The organism is Rhodopirellula maiorica SM1, assembly GCF_000346295.1.
GTDB lineage: Bacteria > Planctomycetota > Planctomycetia > Pirellulales > Pirellulaceae > Novipirellula > Novipirellula maiorica.
In genome coordinates this window covers 1-14,292 of record NZ_ANOG01000071.1, presented here as the reverse complement: position 1 = coordinate 14,292, position 14,292 = coordinate 1, and the positions used below count along the sequence as shown (strand labels likewise).

General features: G+C 54.6%; 12 protein-coding genes. 10 read left to right on the top strand and 2 right to left on the bottom strand.

What is annotated here, in order from left to right; genetic code table 11:
• Positions 1-67 precede the first annotated feature (67 nt).
• Complete coding sequence (gene aroB / locus RMSM_RS02220) at positions 68-1,201, bottom strand: 3-dehydroquinate synthase (protein WP_008690902.1); 1,134 nt, start codon at positions 1,199-1,201, stop codon at positions 68-70.
• Between the two features lie 198 nt (positions 1,202-1,399).
• On the opposite strand from aroB, the gene RMSM_RS02215 reads away from it, so the two are divergent.
• The 3 genes from RMSM_RS02215 (at position 1,400) to RMSM_RS02205 (ending at position 4,068) form a co-directional block, all read left to right on the top strand.
• Positions 1,400-1,972, top strand: a complete 573-nt coding sequence (locus tag RMSM_RS02215; protein WP_008690901.1) for a hypothetical protein — start codon at positions 1,400-1,402, stop codon at positions 1,970-1,972.
• Positions 1,973-2,139: 167 nt separating this feature from the next.
• On the top strand, positions 2,140-3,084 hold the full coding sequence (gene radC, locus RMSM_RS02210) for a RadC family protein (RefSeq protein ID WP_008690900.1): 945 nt from the start codon (positions 2,140-2,142) through the stop codon (positions 3,082-3,084).
• A 183-nt stretch (positions 3,085-3,267) separates the two neighbouring features.
• A complete protein-coding gene (locus RMSM_RS02205; protein ID WP_008690899.1) occupies positions 3,268-4,068 on the top strand; it encodes a phytanoyl-CoA dioxygenase family protein in 801 nt (266 codons plus the stop codon).
• Between the two features lie 257 nt (positions 4,069-4,325).
• On the opposite strand, the gene typA is transcribed toward RMSM_RS02205, so the two are convergent.
• Positions 4,326-6,212, bottom strand: coding sequence for a translational GTPase TypA (gene typA, locus RMSM_RS02200; RefSeq protein WP_052031449.1), 1,887 nt, complete (start codon positions 6,210-6,212; stop codon positions 4,326-4,328).
• Positions 6,213-6,871: 659 nt separating this feature from the next.
• On the opposite strand from typA, the gene RMSM_RS02195 reads away from it, so the two are divergent.
• The 7 genes from RMSM_RS02195 to RMSM_RS02165 all read left to right on the top strand — a co-directional run.
• Positions 6,872-8,218, top strand: coding sequence for a Na(+)-translocating NADH-quinone reductase subunit A (locus RMSM_RS02195; protein WP_008690896.1), 1,347 nt, complete (start codon positions 6,872-6,874; stop codon positions 8,216-8,218).
• A 119-nt stretch (positions 8,219-8,337) separates the two neighbouring features.
• Positions 8,338-9,645, top strand: a complete 1,308-nt coding sequence (locus RMSM_RS02190) for an NADH:ubiquinone reductase (Na(+)-transporting) subunit B (RefSeq protein ID WP_008690895.1) — start codon at positions 8,338-8,340, stop codon at positions 9,643-9,645.
• On the top strand, positions 9,632-10,939 hold the full coding sequence (locus RMSM_RS36295) for a Na(+)-translocating NADH-quinone reductase subunit C (protein WP_008690894.1): 1,308 nt from the start codon (positions 9,632-9,634) through the stop codon (positions 10,937-10,939). Before RMSM_RS02190 ends, RMSM_RS36295 begins: the two co-directional genes overlap by 14 nt.
• A gap of 1 nt (position 10,940) precedes the next feature.
• Entirely contained in the window at positions 10,941-11,567 is a 627-nt protein-coding gene (locus tag RMSM_RS02180) for an NADH:ubiquinone reductase (Na(+)-transporting) subunit D (protein WP_040763677.1), read from the top strand.
• A gap of 4 nt (positions 11,568-11,571) precedes the next feature.
• Entirely contained in the window at positions 11,572-12,207 is a 636-nt protein-coding gene (nqrE, locus tag RMSM_RS02175; RefSeq protein ID WP_008690892.1) for an NADH:ubiquinone reductase (Na(+)-transporting) subunit E, read from the top strand.
• 80 nt (positions 12,208-12,287) lie between these two features.
• Positions 12,288-13,511, top strand: a complete 1,224-nt coding sequence (nqrF, locus tag RMSM_RS02170) for an NADH:ubiquinone reductase (Na(+)-transporting) subunit F (RefSeq protein WP_008690891.1) — start codon at positions 12,288-12,290, stop codon at positions 13,509-13,511.
• Positions 13,512-13,609: 98 nt separating this feature from the next.
• Positions 13,610-14,292, top strand: a 683-nt coding sequence (locus RMSM_RS02165; RefSeq protein WP_236621970.1) for an FAD:protein FMN transferase, incomplete at its 3' end; no start/stop codon positions are given.

The following is a 14,292-nucleotide window of genomic DNA, read 5'->3' as shown; positions in this document are numbered from 1 at the left end:
GTTGGCGTAGCAGCGGCGCGGGGGCCCTGTTCGGTCTCTTGCCAGAAGCAGTATTGGCCCGGGAACACTACCGGCACGATTTGATTGCCCGGATTACAGCAGCGGGATCAATGTCGCCTACCAAGCCGACGCTGCCGATTCGCTCGGGCAGGATGAATCGGAGTTTGCCATGAGACACTTTTTTGTCACGCTGCATGACCGGCAACATCGCATCGACATCGGCTGCGGCAAACGTCGTTGGCAATCCACAAGCCCTCAGCAGCGCGGTTTGTCGACTCAATAAACTCGCCTCGCACATTCCCAAATCGACAGCCATGTTGGCGGCCATCTGCATGCCGATGGCAACCGCCTCGCCATGCAGCAGTTCGCCATAACCTGCGGTCGCTTCGATGGCATGCGCGAATGTGTGGCCGTAATTCAAAATCGCCCGGCGGCCACTCGTTTCGCGTTCGTCTTCACCCACCACTCGCGATTTGGATCGACAGCTCTCGGCGATCGCGTGCCGGACCGCTTCGTCATCGCGAGCGACAAGTTTCGCTGCGTTAGCGTCCAGCCAATCGAAAAAGGCGGCATCATCGATCACGCCGTATTTGATTACCTCGGCCAATCCGCTGATGTATGCTCGATCGGGCAACGTCGACAACACATCGGTATCAATCATTACCAGCGAAGGTTGCCAGAAGGCGCCAACCATGTTTTTGGATGTCGGGAGATTGATCCCCGTTTTGCCCCCGACGCTGCTGTCGACCATCGCCAGTAGCGTGGTAGGGACCTGAATAAACCGGATTCCGCGTGTATATGAAGCGGCCGCGAACCCAGCCAAATCCCCGATGACGCCGCCGCCGACCGCGATCAGCACGCTGCTGCGGTCGGTCGAACTGTCGAGCATCCATTGCCAGATGTCGCTCAGCTGAGAAACTGATTTGCTCGTTTCGCCCGAGGGGACTGACCGATAGCTGACGCGAATCGGCGTTCCATGCTGGTTGGATCGCTCTGCAAGCGAGTCGGTTAATCGCTTCGCCCACGGATCTTCGACCGCCGCGTCGGCGATCAGCAACGCGTGAGAGAGGTCTGGCAAAGTCGCCAACAGCATTTGGCCAAACGAGTCGATTTGATCGGTGCCGATATTGATGTTGTAGCTGCGGTCACCAAGCGGGACTTCGACACAGAGCGTTGGATGGGGGTGGGAAGCCGAGGTCATAACAGGACTCGAAGCGTTGCGGTGGAAGGGGAATGGGAATTTGACTGGGAAAATCGGTGTCATTTGCCTGTAGCTTACAGTGCGATAAGCTTCTGGTTCAGATCAGTTGAGAGTGCATTTTGTGCTTGATTCCCCGCCGGAAGCCTATCTGACACACCACCACCTCGTAAACCGACACCCTGCAGACGAGACGATTTTTTGGAAACGGAAACTACCCACGCCGACAAGTACAACGATCCACGAGCTCGCATCACTCGGCGAGGCTTGCTGATTGGCATCGCGGTGGTCGTTTTGGCGGCAATTGGTGCCTACTTTAGCATTACCGGGCGGCGGACCAAGATCGAGAAGAGCACCGAATTTTGGGGCCAAGAGACGATCGTCGCACTGCAGCTTGGTGAGCGGTTTGAAATCATTCCAATTGATGGCGAGCGAAAAGAGCCGATCAATTTGACCGCCATGCCTGGGCTCGGGCTACTGCGACAAGCATTGCTGGAAGAACGCAACTACGAATGGGATACCCAGGGGAACCGCCCTCTTTCAGAGCGGATTGCGGATGTCGAAAACCGCGAGCGGATTCGTTTTCGCTTGACCGACCCCAACGGAAAACGATTCGAGAAAGTGGAATTGGATTTGGACTTAACCAGCGGCTGGATTGCCGCTGCCGACGGTTCCAAGAGTGTTCGCATCAATGCTCACACGCGACCGAAGCTGAAGAATTTTCTGTCCACGGTGATGCACGCCGAGCAAAAGCGTTATGACTTTCGCGAGTGAGTATTAGTAGGAAACGCCCAAAGCATCGTGATCGGGTTCGCCGAGGTGGCTGCAGAATCTTGCTGTATTTGTTTGATAAAAACGCCCCCGATGTTTTCCACTGCAGCGAGCCAGCGTGCTAGGATAAGGATCAAATCTTTTCCGCGACGGTCCGCGAGGTTGATCCGATGTCCACAGATCGACGCAAACGCTTGGCACAAGTCATCGAGCCGCTGACGGCGCTTGACGAGTTTTCTTCGGAGCAAGCAAAGTCGGTGTGCGAGCCGGCCAAACCGGCCTACGTCACCTCGACACTGAAAACGTTGGTTCGTGAAGGCATCTTGCAACGAATTGTCGTGGATGACCAGCATCGGTTCCGCTGGTGTGAACCGGAGCAGTTTCAGCCCGAGAAATGGATCGACCAACAAATCCATGGGCTGCAAGTCAGGGAAACGCCCGAGCACGAACGGCCTCGCGAAAAATTGCTTCGCAACGGCGCGGCCTCTCTCAGCAATGGAGATTTGTTGGCAATTCTGATTCGCGTCGGGGTACAGAAACAGTCGGCGATCGCAGGCGGCAATCTGCTCGGCAATCGTTTTGCCATGCACCTGGAAAAACTGCCACGAACCGATCGAGAGGAGCTTCGCGAAATCAGCCCGACGATCAACCGAGTCAGCTATGCGCAGATCATGGCAGGCATCGAATTGGGGCGTCGTGTGGCTGCGGCACAAGCGAGCCATCGCCAGGACGAAATCAAAATCACCAGCACCGAGTCAGCAATTCAGTACTGTGCGAATGAATTTGCGAGGTTGGCAACCGATGCGGTTCAGGAAGAGTTCCATATTGTCACGCTTGATACAAAGCATAAGCCGATTCGAACGCATCAAATCACGATCGGCACGCTCGATGCCAGTTTGGTCCATCCACGCGAAGTATTTCGCCCAGCCATTCGCGACGCGGCCTCGGCGATCTTGCTCGTTCACAACCATCCTAGCGGCGATCCAACACCAAGCCGCGAAGATATCCAAGTGACCAGTCGACTGACCGACGCGGGTAAATTGCTCGGAATTATCGTGTTAGATCACATTATCGTCGCCAGCCAGCGATGTTTAAGCATCCGCGAGGAAAGTTGACTAACGCATGGTTACCGGTGCGTGCGGTTGTCGCTGGCGTTGAATTACGTTCACCAGTGCACAAGTAGTTTTTTTTAAAAACTTGGCGTAAACACTTTCTTTCGCAGTCGTGAACTTGTTTAATTCACCAGTAGTCGGGGCACGGTTTTATTCCAAATGCTCATAGCGAAAGGAAGTTGCTCAGTGGACGGACAAGCAAACGCCATCGCAAATCAGGTCGACCGCTCTGGAACCGAAGCGTTACCCGCTCGGTTTAAACTCTCTCTCGACCAGCAATGGGAATACGAAAACCACGGCTTTGTGGTCTTGGACCGTGTGATCGATATGGCTGCGATTGCCGAAATGCGGGATGCGATCACCAGGATGGTCGCCCAGTACTCGCTGCCTGAGGAATCGCCGTTGGAAGCCTGTGTTCGCTTGAACCAGGAAAACGATCGGGCGCTCTACAACATCTATCGCGTCAGCCATCAATCGGCAGCGATGAACCGGTTGCGAGAGCAGTGTCGGGACGTCGTCGAGCAGGTGATATCAACGGATTCCGGCGTGTTGATCGACGTCGATTCGCACATCATTTTCTGTATCCCCAATTCGACGCGGTTGACGTGGGGGTGGCACCAAGAGAGTACGTATGACGTGTTTGACGGCAACGGAGTCAATTTTTGTTTGCCGATTTTTGAACGCGCCACTCGCGAAAACGGTTCGATGAGCGTGCTGCGTGGAAGTCACGTGATGGGCAAATTGCCGTTTGACAAAGTCAAAGAACACGAGAACGGGGCGACCACGTTGGTGCCGCAAGGAATCCGCGAATACGAAGAAGCGTTCGAGGAGGTCGTCTTCGAAGCCGACCCCGGTTCGCTGGTGATGTTCAATCGTCACCTGATTCATCGATCGAATCCGAATCAAACGCCACGACCACGAATCACCGCAGTGATTCGGTTTATGCAGATCCAGTCGCTGCCCGAATCGTTCGAAAAACCGTATTAAACGATAGTTAAACAACGATAGTTAAACAACGATTGGAAAACGCTGATTGTTAAACGCTGATTGTTAAACGCTGATTGTTAAACGCCGAGAAACACGGTTCTCATCTAGCGTTTGCGTATTTTTAGCGTGGCGGAGGCCACGCTAGATTATCCCCCACGGCCAGTGCCCCGAAACTCTTCGCGAGTTTCGCTACGGCCGTTCGGGTGAGAATGATTGGGCGAGATCGATTGGGCAAAATGACTGCCTACTGAAATCGCTTAGCCGCTGCGACCTTGGCGGCGACGTGCCGACTCGGTCAACAAGATCTTTCGCAGTCGAATGTTTTCTGGCGTGACTTCGACCAACTCGTCTTCTTCGATGTATTCCAAAGCGGCTTCGAGCGACAATGTTCGTGACGGTTTCAGGATCACGTTGTCGTCGCTGCCCGAGGCGCGAACGTTGGTCAGTTTCTTTTCGCGGCACGGATTGACGATCATGTCGTTCTCGCGAGCGTTTTCGCCAACGATCATGCCTTCGTAAACTTCCACACCCGCAGGCACGATCAATTCGCTGCGATCTTGCAGCAAGAACATCGCGTGAGGCATCGTTTTGCCGCTGGTCATCGAAACCAAAACGCCGTTGGCACGCTTGGGCAGATCGCCTTCGACGGCGCGGTAGCTTTCAAAGCGGTGGTGAATGATCGCCGTTCCGCGAGTCGCGTTGAGCAATCGTGTACGCAATCCGATCAAGCCACGTGATGGAATCAGGAAGCGAAGCAGGCTGTATTCGCCACGCTGCGATAGTTCTTCGAGTGTGCCGCGGCGATTTCCAACCAATTCCATCACTGGGCCCATGGCGTCGGTTGGGACTTCCACACGAAGGGTTTCAAACGGTTCGTGTTTCTTGCCATTGATCTCTTTGAAAATCACGCGAGGCTTGCCGACGCTCAATTCGAAGCCTTCGCGACGCATCGTTTCGATCAAAACGGCCAAGTGCAAAACGCCACGGCCTTTGACAGCATAGGCTTCGGTGCCTTCGACCATTTCGACGCGAAGTGCTACGTTGCGTTCGAGTTCTTTCTCCAGCCGAGCTTTCAGTTGCCGCGTCGTTACATACTTGCCTTCACGGCCAACCATGGGCGAGGAATTTACGCTGAATACCATTTCCAGCGTCGGTTCGTCGACGGTCAAGCGAGGCAGTGCGTTGTTGGCATCAACGGCCGAGATGGTGTCGCCGATTTCGATGTTGCCGAGTCCTTCGATGGCGACAATGTCACCTGCTTCGACCGTATCGGCAGCGACACGACCGAGTTTGTCGAAAACGAACAGTCCGCCGACCTTCTGCTTGCTCACTCCGCCTTTTTGGTGCAGGTCAATGGTTTGGCCTGCTTCGATTTTTCCGGCGCTGATTCGGCCAACCGCAATCCGGCCAACGTACTCGCTCCAGTCGAGCGTCGTGACCATCATTTGGAGGGGCGCTTCGTTTTCGACCTCAGGGCCAGGCAGCGAATCGACCAGCAAGTCGAGCAGCGGGCGCATGTCGGTGGTCGCCGTCTCGGGGTCATGCGTGGCATACCCCTCCTTCGAGCTGGCGTAGACATAGGATGCATTGTCGAGCTGCTCTTCGCCGCCCAATTCCGCAAGCAATTCAAGAGCCTCGTCGAGCGCTTCGTGAGGTCGGCCGTCGGGACGGTCGACCTTGTTCACCACAACGATCGGACGAACTCCGGCTTGCAACGCCTTTTCGAGCACGAAACGGGTTTGTGGCATCGGGCCTTCGGCTGCATCCACAAGCACGAGCGCTCCGTCGGCCATCTTGACCACGCGTTCGACTTCGCCACCAAAGTCCGCGTGACCTGGGGTGTCGATCAAATTGATCTTCACGCCGCGGTAGTGGATCGCAATGTTCTTGGACAGGATCGTAATGCCGCGTTCACGTTCGAGGTCGTTCGAATCGAGAATCCGCTCGCCCTTCAGCTCGGTGTCGCGATATTGACCACTTTGCCGTAGCAAACAGTCAACCAGAGTCGTTTTTCCATGGTCAACGTGGGCGATGATGACTACGTTGCGAATATCGTTTCGTCGCAAGGGATTCGTCTTCGTGCTGTCGGATGGGGAGGCGGACGAGAGTGCGTTGTCGGTTTGATCGAGTGACGCAGATGTCATGTTTGAATCAGTTTTGTTGGGTGAGGAGAGTCCGTGCGAAGCGCTCGCGACCGTTAAAAAAATAAACACGCCCGCCTGAGAAAAAACGACGGTCACGGGCGTTCAGTGACGCCAATGAAAGGTTCCGTGCGTTGCGCAATCGAGCTCTTGCCCTCTATATAACCCGATAATAGGGTGTCGCGTCGAGCCGTAAGTTTTTTGGTACCTAGGATTGTCTCCTTGCGGCTGCCTACGGGAAGATCAGCCCACTTTGTGACTGTGCGTCACACTTCTCGAAGCATCTCGAAAGTATGCCGTTGCCAGTTTTAGCTCGCTGTGCCATATTTAGTGCCGCAAAAGTTCTGCCAACCAAATTGGCAGGCCTGCCTGCTCGAAATTGACGCTGAAGCACGACGCTCCGCACCGATCACGCCTGCTGATGAACCCTGTTCTGAACGCGGGCATTGTCTCGAGTCTACTTTGTGAAAAGTTTCACAAACTGTGCGATCGCTCGTTGGTTTACCGCGTTTCCAGAGCAAATTGACTGATCTGTAACGCAAATGGTTGTTGGTTGCCTCGCATCGAGGCGCCGCTTGGCTGATTTGCCCAGTGAAACGTCTTCCTAGGTGGTCCTGTCACACGCGGCTGGTTCGTCATTCGTCTTCGGCACTTTCACAACAATGACAACGATCAAACAAGGTTTGGATCTGCCCCTCGCGGGCGCTCCGGAGCAACGCATCGCCGTTGCCAAGCACGTTCGCCACGTTGCGCTCATCGGTGATGACTACGTGGGGATGAAACCCACCATGTTGGTAGGCGAAGGTGACACGGTTCGCCAAGGTCAGCCCGTATTCGAAGACAAAAAGACACCGGGCGTGTTGTTTGTCGCTCCCGCCTCGGGAAAAGTGGTTGAGGTCAACCGCGGTGCCAAGCGGAAATTCGAGTCGCTGGTAATCGAAGTCGATGGCGATGACCGTGTGGAGTACGAAGGCGTTCGTGGATCCGATCCCGCAGCCTTAGGCCGTGACGGTGTCGAAAAGTATTTGATCGCAAGCGGATTGTGGACGGCGTTTCGCACTCGGCCTTACGGCAAGGTGCCTGTCCCGGGTACCAAGCCTCACTCGATTTTCGTCCAAGCGATTGACACCAATCCCTTGGCGGCTGACCCCGTTGTGGCGATGGCCAACCGCAAAGAGCAGTTTTCGCTCGGTTTGGTTGCGATCAAGCAATTGACCGAAGGCAAGGTGTTCGTTTGCAAGAGCGAAGGGGCTCAGATCCCCGGCGCCTCGACCAACGGTGTGCAGATCGAAAGTTTTGCTGGCCCGCATCCTGCCGGATTGGTCGGCACCCATATTCATTTCCTCGACCCGGTCGGTCCGACAAAGACGGTTTGGTACATCAATTACCAAGACGTTTGTGCGATCGGTTCGCTGTTGCAAACCGGAACTTTGGACACGCAGCGAGTGATCTCGCTTGGCGGTCCGTTGGTGAATCAGCCTCGCTTGCTCGAAACCCGTTTGGGGGTCGATCTTGCCGAATTAATCGAAGGCGAGACGCAAACCGACGTCCAGCAGCGTGTCGTATCCGGTTCGGTCCTCAATGGCCGAACCGCAGCGGGGCGGTTCCGGTTCTTGGGGCGTTACCACAATCAGGTTTCTGTTTTGGCCGAAGGCCATCAGCGTGAATTCTTGGGCTGGCAAGGCCCCGGGTTCGACAAGTTTTCGGTTTCGCGAGTTTACGCCTCGGCGGGAATGCCGGGTAAGAAGTTTGCGATGACCACCACCACTCATGGCAGCGAACGAGCGATGGTGCCGTTGGGCACGTACGAGCAGGTTATGCCGTTGGACATTTTGCCAACCCAGCTTCTGCGTTCGCTGATTTACCGCGATACCGACGAGGCACAGCAATTGGGTGCTTTGGAGCTCGAAGAGGAAGATCTCGCTCTGTGCACTTTTGTTTGCCCTGGCAAGTACGAATACAGTTCGTTGCTGCGTGAAAGCTTGGCGACGATCGAGCGAGAAGGTTAGTCCGATTACTGAGACGGTTTGTCTCTCGCCATGGCGAGAGGTACAGACAACGTCACAGTGCCGCGAACCCTATTGACCCCCGTTCATTGAAATTTCATCCCAACCGTGGGAACACACTTATGAAAGCACTCCGAGACGCGCTTGACAAAGTCCACCCCTTGTTTGCCAAGGGTGGAGCATTGGAGATTGCGTATCCAGTCTACGAAGCGTTAGACACGTTTCTGTACACGCCCGGTGAAGTCGCCAAGGGCCAAACCCATGTCCGTGATGCCATCGACCTGAAACGGATGATGATCACGGTTGTGATGGCTTTGGTGCCGGTGACCTTGTTTGGGATGTGGAACGTCGGATACCAAGCCAACACTGCCATCGAAGCGATGGCGGCTGCGGGGATCGACCACACCGGCGACTGGCATTATACGATTCACCACGCGATCGGTTTCGAGAACGATTCCAGCAACCATGCGGACAATTTTGTCCTGGGGGCGATCTTCTTTCTGCCGATTTACATCGTTTGTATGTTTGTCGGTGGTCACATCGAGATGGTGTTCAGTGTGCTTCGCGGCCACGAAATCAACGAAGGATTTCTGGTCACCGGATTGCTGTTTCCGCTAACGCTGCCGCCGACGATTCCTCTGTGGCAAGTCGCACTAGGCATTGCCTTTGGTGTGATTGTGGCCAAGGAAGTGTTTGGCGGAACGGGCCGAAACTTTTTGAACATCGCTTTGACCAGTCGTGCATTTTTGTACTTCGCTTATGCGGGGGAAATCAGCGGCGACAAGGTTTGGACCGCAGCCGATGGGTTCAGTGGTGCGACCGCCTTGGGGCAAATGGCGAACGCCAATGCCGCCCCCAATGCGGAAGCGGCTGCCGAAGCCGGAGCCGCCATCTCGAATCCGGCGATCGCATCGCTAAGCCATATCCAATACAGCTGGAACGAAGAAGGAGCGATCACTTGGATGGACGCCTTCCTGGGCACGATCCAAGGTTGCGTTGGCGAAACGAGCGCGCTGTTGTGCATCGTCGGTGCCGCGATCTTAATCGCCGCAGGCATCGGGTCTTGGCGAATCATGTTGGCGGTCGTGCTCGGCGTGATCGCGACCTCGTCATTGCTTAATGGCGTGGCAACGCAAACCAACGCAATGATGGCCGTGCCATTTTATTGGCACCTCGTCGTCGGCGGCTTGGCATTCGGATTGGTCTTTATGGCCACCGACCCGGTCAGCGCCTCGATGACCGAAAAAGGCAAATGGATCTATGGCGGATTGATTGGTTTTATGACCGTCCTGATCCGCGTGATTAATCCCGCGTTCCCGGAAGGGATCATGCTGGCAATTTTGTTCGGCAACGTGTTTGCACCGTTGATCGATTATTTTGTGGTTCAAGCTAACGTCCGACGGAGGCTCGCACGCTATGCAACAACGTGATTCAGTTTTCTACACCGTTGGCGTTGCCGCGGTATTATGCGTCGTCTGTTCGTTGGCCGTCAGCTTTGCTGCGGTTCAATTGCGACCGCTGCAGGAAGAGAACAAGAAGCTGGACCGCCAGCGGAATATTCTCGATGCGGCCGGGTTGTCGATGGGCGAATTCGGTAAACCGGCCAGCGAGTTAAGTCGTGACCAGGTTGCCGATTTGTACAGTCGTGTGAGTGAAAAGTTGGTCGATTTGGAAACCGGCCAATACAACACCGAACTGGATATCGAACAATACGATCCTCGCGAAGCAATCGACAAAGACGACGAAAGCGTCCGGATCGAAAATCCCAAGTACGACCTCGGTGAACAACGTCGCGAAAAAGTCGCACGTGTTTACTTCGTTCGTAAACCGGGTGAAGAAAAGATTCGTCAAGTCGTGTTGCCAGTCTACGGCAAAGGATTGTGGTCGACTCTTTATGGCTACTTGGCTTTGAAGAGCGATCTACAAACGATCCAAGGGTTGACTTTCTACGAGCACGGCGAAACCCCCGGACTTGGTGGCGAAGTCGACAACCCGAGCTGGAAAGCTCAGTGGCCAGGCCAAAAACTGTTTGATGAAAACGGTGAGCCGATGGCGGAGGTCTACAAAGGCCCCGCGCCCGACGGAAATCCCTACGCTGTCGATGGACTCTCCGGAGCCACGATCACAAGCCGTGGGGTCACGAATCTGATTCGTTACTGGGCCAGCGACGAAGGTTACGGCCCGTTCCTGGATCAGTTGGAAACGGAAATCGCGGCTCAAGAGGGCGAAACCGAAGCACCGGTTGCCAAGAAACCTGAGGCCAAGAAAACCGTCGTGGTGAAGCCCAAGCCGAAGCAGCCCGAAGAAAAGAAGCCCGAGCCGAAGCAGGAAGTCGTCGAAGTCGAAGAGCCCAAAGCTGAAGAGCCAAAGGCCGACGACGCTGAGATGAAGGCCGAGCCGAAGCAGGAAGAAGCGGCCGCGGAAGAAGCCGAGCCAAAGTCGGACCCAGCAGAGGAAGCTCCTGAAAAAGAGGAAGCTCCCAAGGCGGACGACGAACCCAAGGCCGAAGAGAAGCCTGCGGTAGAGGAAAAAGCGAAGACCGAGGAAGCCCCTAAGTCTGAGGAAGCCCCTAAGTCTGAGGAAGCCCCGAAGACCGAGGAAGCTCCGAAGTCGGAAGAGGCTCCGCAGGCCGAGGCAGAACCCGCTGCCGAAGAGAAGCCTGAGGTTAGCGAAGAATCGAGCCCCGAACCAAGCGACGGCGAACCCAAACAGGGAGACGAATAAAATGGCAGCTGGAAGAGTAAACAAGGTCCTGTTTGGACCCGTGCTCGACAATAACCCGATTGCACTGCAGATCCTCGGGATTTGTAGCGCTTTGGCGGTCACGACCAAGATGGAAACGTCGGTTGTGATGGCGATCGCGGTGATTGCGGTCACCGCATTCAGTAACACCGCCGTCAGTGCAATTCGTCACTACATTCCCGGCAGCATCCGGATCATCGTTCAGATGACCGTGATCGCGTCGCTTGTGATTGTGGTCGACCAAGTGCTGAAGGCTTACTTGTTCGACATCAGCAAGCAATTGTCGGTCTTCGTCGGGCTGATCATCACGAACTGTATCGTGATGGGACGCGCCGAAGGGTTTGCGATGAAAAACAGTCCTGGCATCAGCTTTCTTGACGGCTTTGGCAACGGACTCGGCTACGGTCTGGTTCTGCTGTTCGTCGCTTTTTTCCGCGAGCTGTTTGGTAGCGGTTCCATTTTCGGTTACGAGATCATGCAATTGACTCGCAACGGCGGCTGGTACAACCCGAACAACTTGATGCTCTTACCGCCCAGTGCGTTTTTCTTGATCGGTTTTCTGATCTGGATCATTCGTGCGTGGAAGCCTGAACAAATCGAAGAGGCTTAATTCAATGGAACATTACCTTAGCATTCTGATCAAATCGATCTTTGTCGAGAATCTTGCACTCGCCTTCTTCTTGGGGATGTGTACGTTTTTGGCAATCAGCAAAAATGTCAAAACGGCTCTCGGGCTTGGCGTCGCGGTGATTGTGATCCAAGCGATCACGGTGCCTGCGAACCAATTGATTTACTCGTGGTTTTTGAAGAAGGGTGCCCTGGTGTGGGCAAACAACTTCATCAGCACATCGACGGTCGATTTCTCGACGGTAGATTTGGCGTTCCTCGGTTTCATCAGTTACATCGGTGTGATCGCGGCAATGGTGCAAATTCTCGAGATGACGCTCGATAAGTTCTTTCCACCGCTTTACAACGCGTTGGGGATCTTCTTGCCACTGATCACCGTGAACTGTGCAATCCTGGGGGCTTCGTTGTTCATGGAACAACGCAAGTACGATTTCGTTGAATCGTGTTTCTTCGGTGTTGGTTGTGGTGTCGGTTGGGCGCTTGCGATCGCGGCGTTGGCTGGGATTCGTGAAAAGATGAAATACAGCGATGTGCCGCCGCCGCTACGTGGTTTGGGAATCACGTTCATCACGGTGGGATTGATGGCACTTGCGTTTATGTCGTTCAGCGGTATTCAGCTGTAACGAGCTTGGTGCGATGACCCCTGTTCGGTCAATCGCGTTTTTCAAATCAAATCATTGAACTTCTGACGAGTTTTGTAGTTATGGAAACCGTCCTACTTGGCGTCGCGATGTTTACCGTCGTGGTCATCGCACTTGTTTTGATCATTCTTGCCGCGAAGAGCGTGTTGGTCGCTTCGGGGCCAGTCAAGATCACGATTAACCACCAAAAAGAAATCGAAGTGCCGGCGGGGGGTAAGCTGCTCGGGGCTCTCGCCGACGCAGGGGTGTTCGTTTCCAGTGCCTGTGGTGGCGGGGGAACCTGTGCCCAGTGCAAAGTCAAAGTCGAATCGGGTGGCGGAGAGATCTTGGCTACCGAAAAAGGGCACATCAACAAGAAAGAAGCCGCTGAAGGCGAACGTCTTTCTTGCCAAGTCGCTGTCAAACAGGACATGGTTGTTGAGGTTCCTGCCGAAGCATTCGAAACCAAGAAGTGGGAATGCACCGTTCGCAGCAACAACAACGTGGCGACGTTCATCAAGGAATTGGTGCTCGAATTACCTGTTGGCGAAGAGGTCGACTTCAAAGCCGGTGGTTACATTCAAATCGAATGTCCGCCTCATGTTGTCAACTATAAAGACTTTGATATCGATGAACGGTTCCACGAGGATTGGGACAAGTTCAACGTCTGGCGTTATGTCTCGAAGGTCGAAGAGCCCGTGGTGCGTGCTTATTCGATGGCCAACTATCCGGGCGAAAAGGGCATTATCATGCTGAACGTGCGTGTCGCATCGCCGCCACCACGTGCTCCGGAAAACACACCTCCCGGTAAGATGAGTAGTTACATCTTTAACCTGAAACCGGGTGACAAGGCGACGATCAGCGGTCCCTACGGTGAATTCTTTATCAAGGACACTGAATCCGAAATGGTTTACATCGGGGGTGGTGCCGGGATGGCACCGCTGCGAAGCCATATCTTCGAACTGTTCAAGCGGGGCAAGACCAACCGCAAAGTATCGTACTGGTACGGTGGTCGCTCGAGTCGCGAATTGTTCTATGTTGATCACTTCCGTAAGATTGAAGAAGAGTTTCCAAACTTTAAATTCAATATCGCGTTATCCGAACCGCTGCCGTCGGACAATTGGACCGGTTACCAAGGCTTCATCCACCAAGTGTTGCTGGAAAACTACCTCAAAGATCATCCTGCTCCCGAAGACATCGAGTACTACATCTGTGGTCCTCCGATGATGAACCAAGCTGTCTTCAAGATGTTGGATGACCTCGGTGTCGAGCCAGAAAACATCGCCTACGACGACTTTGGCGGTTAGTCTCGATTTTCTTTGAGACAATCGTTTTGGTGAGCCGTGGACGCTTGCCGCGGGATCGAATTTCGCCCGCCGCGTCGCAATAACTAAAAATGGTTAAAATGATACTTCTAACGACAACGCAGCGAATGATTCCGTTCGCTGCGTTTTGTTTTGCCTTGGTAATGCTGCTCGGTTCGGTCTGTGCCGCAGCGGGCGAAGACCAAACGGCTCGATCGTCGTCTGTGGTCAACGCTACGACACCTGCGAGCAGCGGGGCGATCCGCGAACTTCGCGGCGACACCATGGGCACGACCTACATGGTCAAAATCTACAACCCGCCCGAGTTTGAATCGGACGTTGCGATCGAAGTCGATGCCGAGCTTCGCAGCGTGAACGACCAAATGTCGACGTACCTAAAGTCGTCCGAAATCAGCCGCTTTAACGATTCGGATTCGACCGATTGGTTCGACGTCAGCCTGGAAACGGCCGAAGTCGTCAGCGCTGCGCTGGAGATCGCCGAAGCGACCGACGGAGCCTTCGATGTCACGGTCGGCCCCCTGGTCAACGCCTGGAGTTTTGGCCCCGATCCCAAGACCAACGAAATCCCCAGCGATACGGAAATCACAAGCCTGCGAGAATCGGTGGGCTACAAAAAGTTGGCGGTTCGAATCGATCCGCCAGCACTGAAAAAGTCGGTGCCCGAGTTGAAGGTCGATCTGTCGTCGATCGCAAAAGGTCACGGGGTGGATCGAGTTGTCGAGCTGTTGGCACGTTTGGGGGCTGAGAGCGTCTTCGTCGAAAT

Coding starts and splice junctions, on each gene's coding strand:
- aroB (WP_008690902.1), bottom strand. CDS start 1,201: ATGACCTCGGCTTCCCACCCCCATCCAACGCTCTGTGTCGAAGTCCCG.
- radC (WP_008690900.1), top strand. CDS start 2,140: ATGTCCACAGATCGACGCAAACGCTTGGCACAAGTCATCGAGCCGCTG.
- typA (WP_052031449.1), bottom strand. CDS start 6,212: ATGACATCTGCGTCACTCGATCAAACCGACAACGCACTCTCGTCCGCC.
- RMSM_RS02195 (WP_008690896.1), top strand. CDS start 6,872: ATGACAACGATCAAACAAGGTTTGGATCTGCCCCTCGCGGGCGCTCCG.
- RMSM_RS02190 (WP_008690895.1), top strand. CDS start 8,338: ATGAAAGCACTCCGAGACGCGCTTGACAAAGTCCACCCCTTGTTTGCC.
- RMSM_RS36295 (WP_008690894.1), top strand. CDS start 9,632: ATGCAACAACGTGATTCAGTTTTCTACACCGTTGGCGTTGCCGCGGTA.
- RMSM_RS02180 (WP_040763677.1), top strand. CDS start 10,941: ATGGCAGCTGGAAGAGTAAACAAGGTCCTGTTTGGACCCGTGCTCGAC.
- nqrE (WP_008690892.1), top strand. CDS start 11,572: ATGGAACATTACCTTAGCATTCTGATCAAATCGATCTTTGTCGAGAAT.
- nqrF (WP_008690891.1), top strand. CDS start 12,288: ATGGAAACCGTCCTACTTGGCGTCGCGATGTTTACCGTCGTGGTCATC.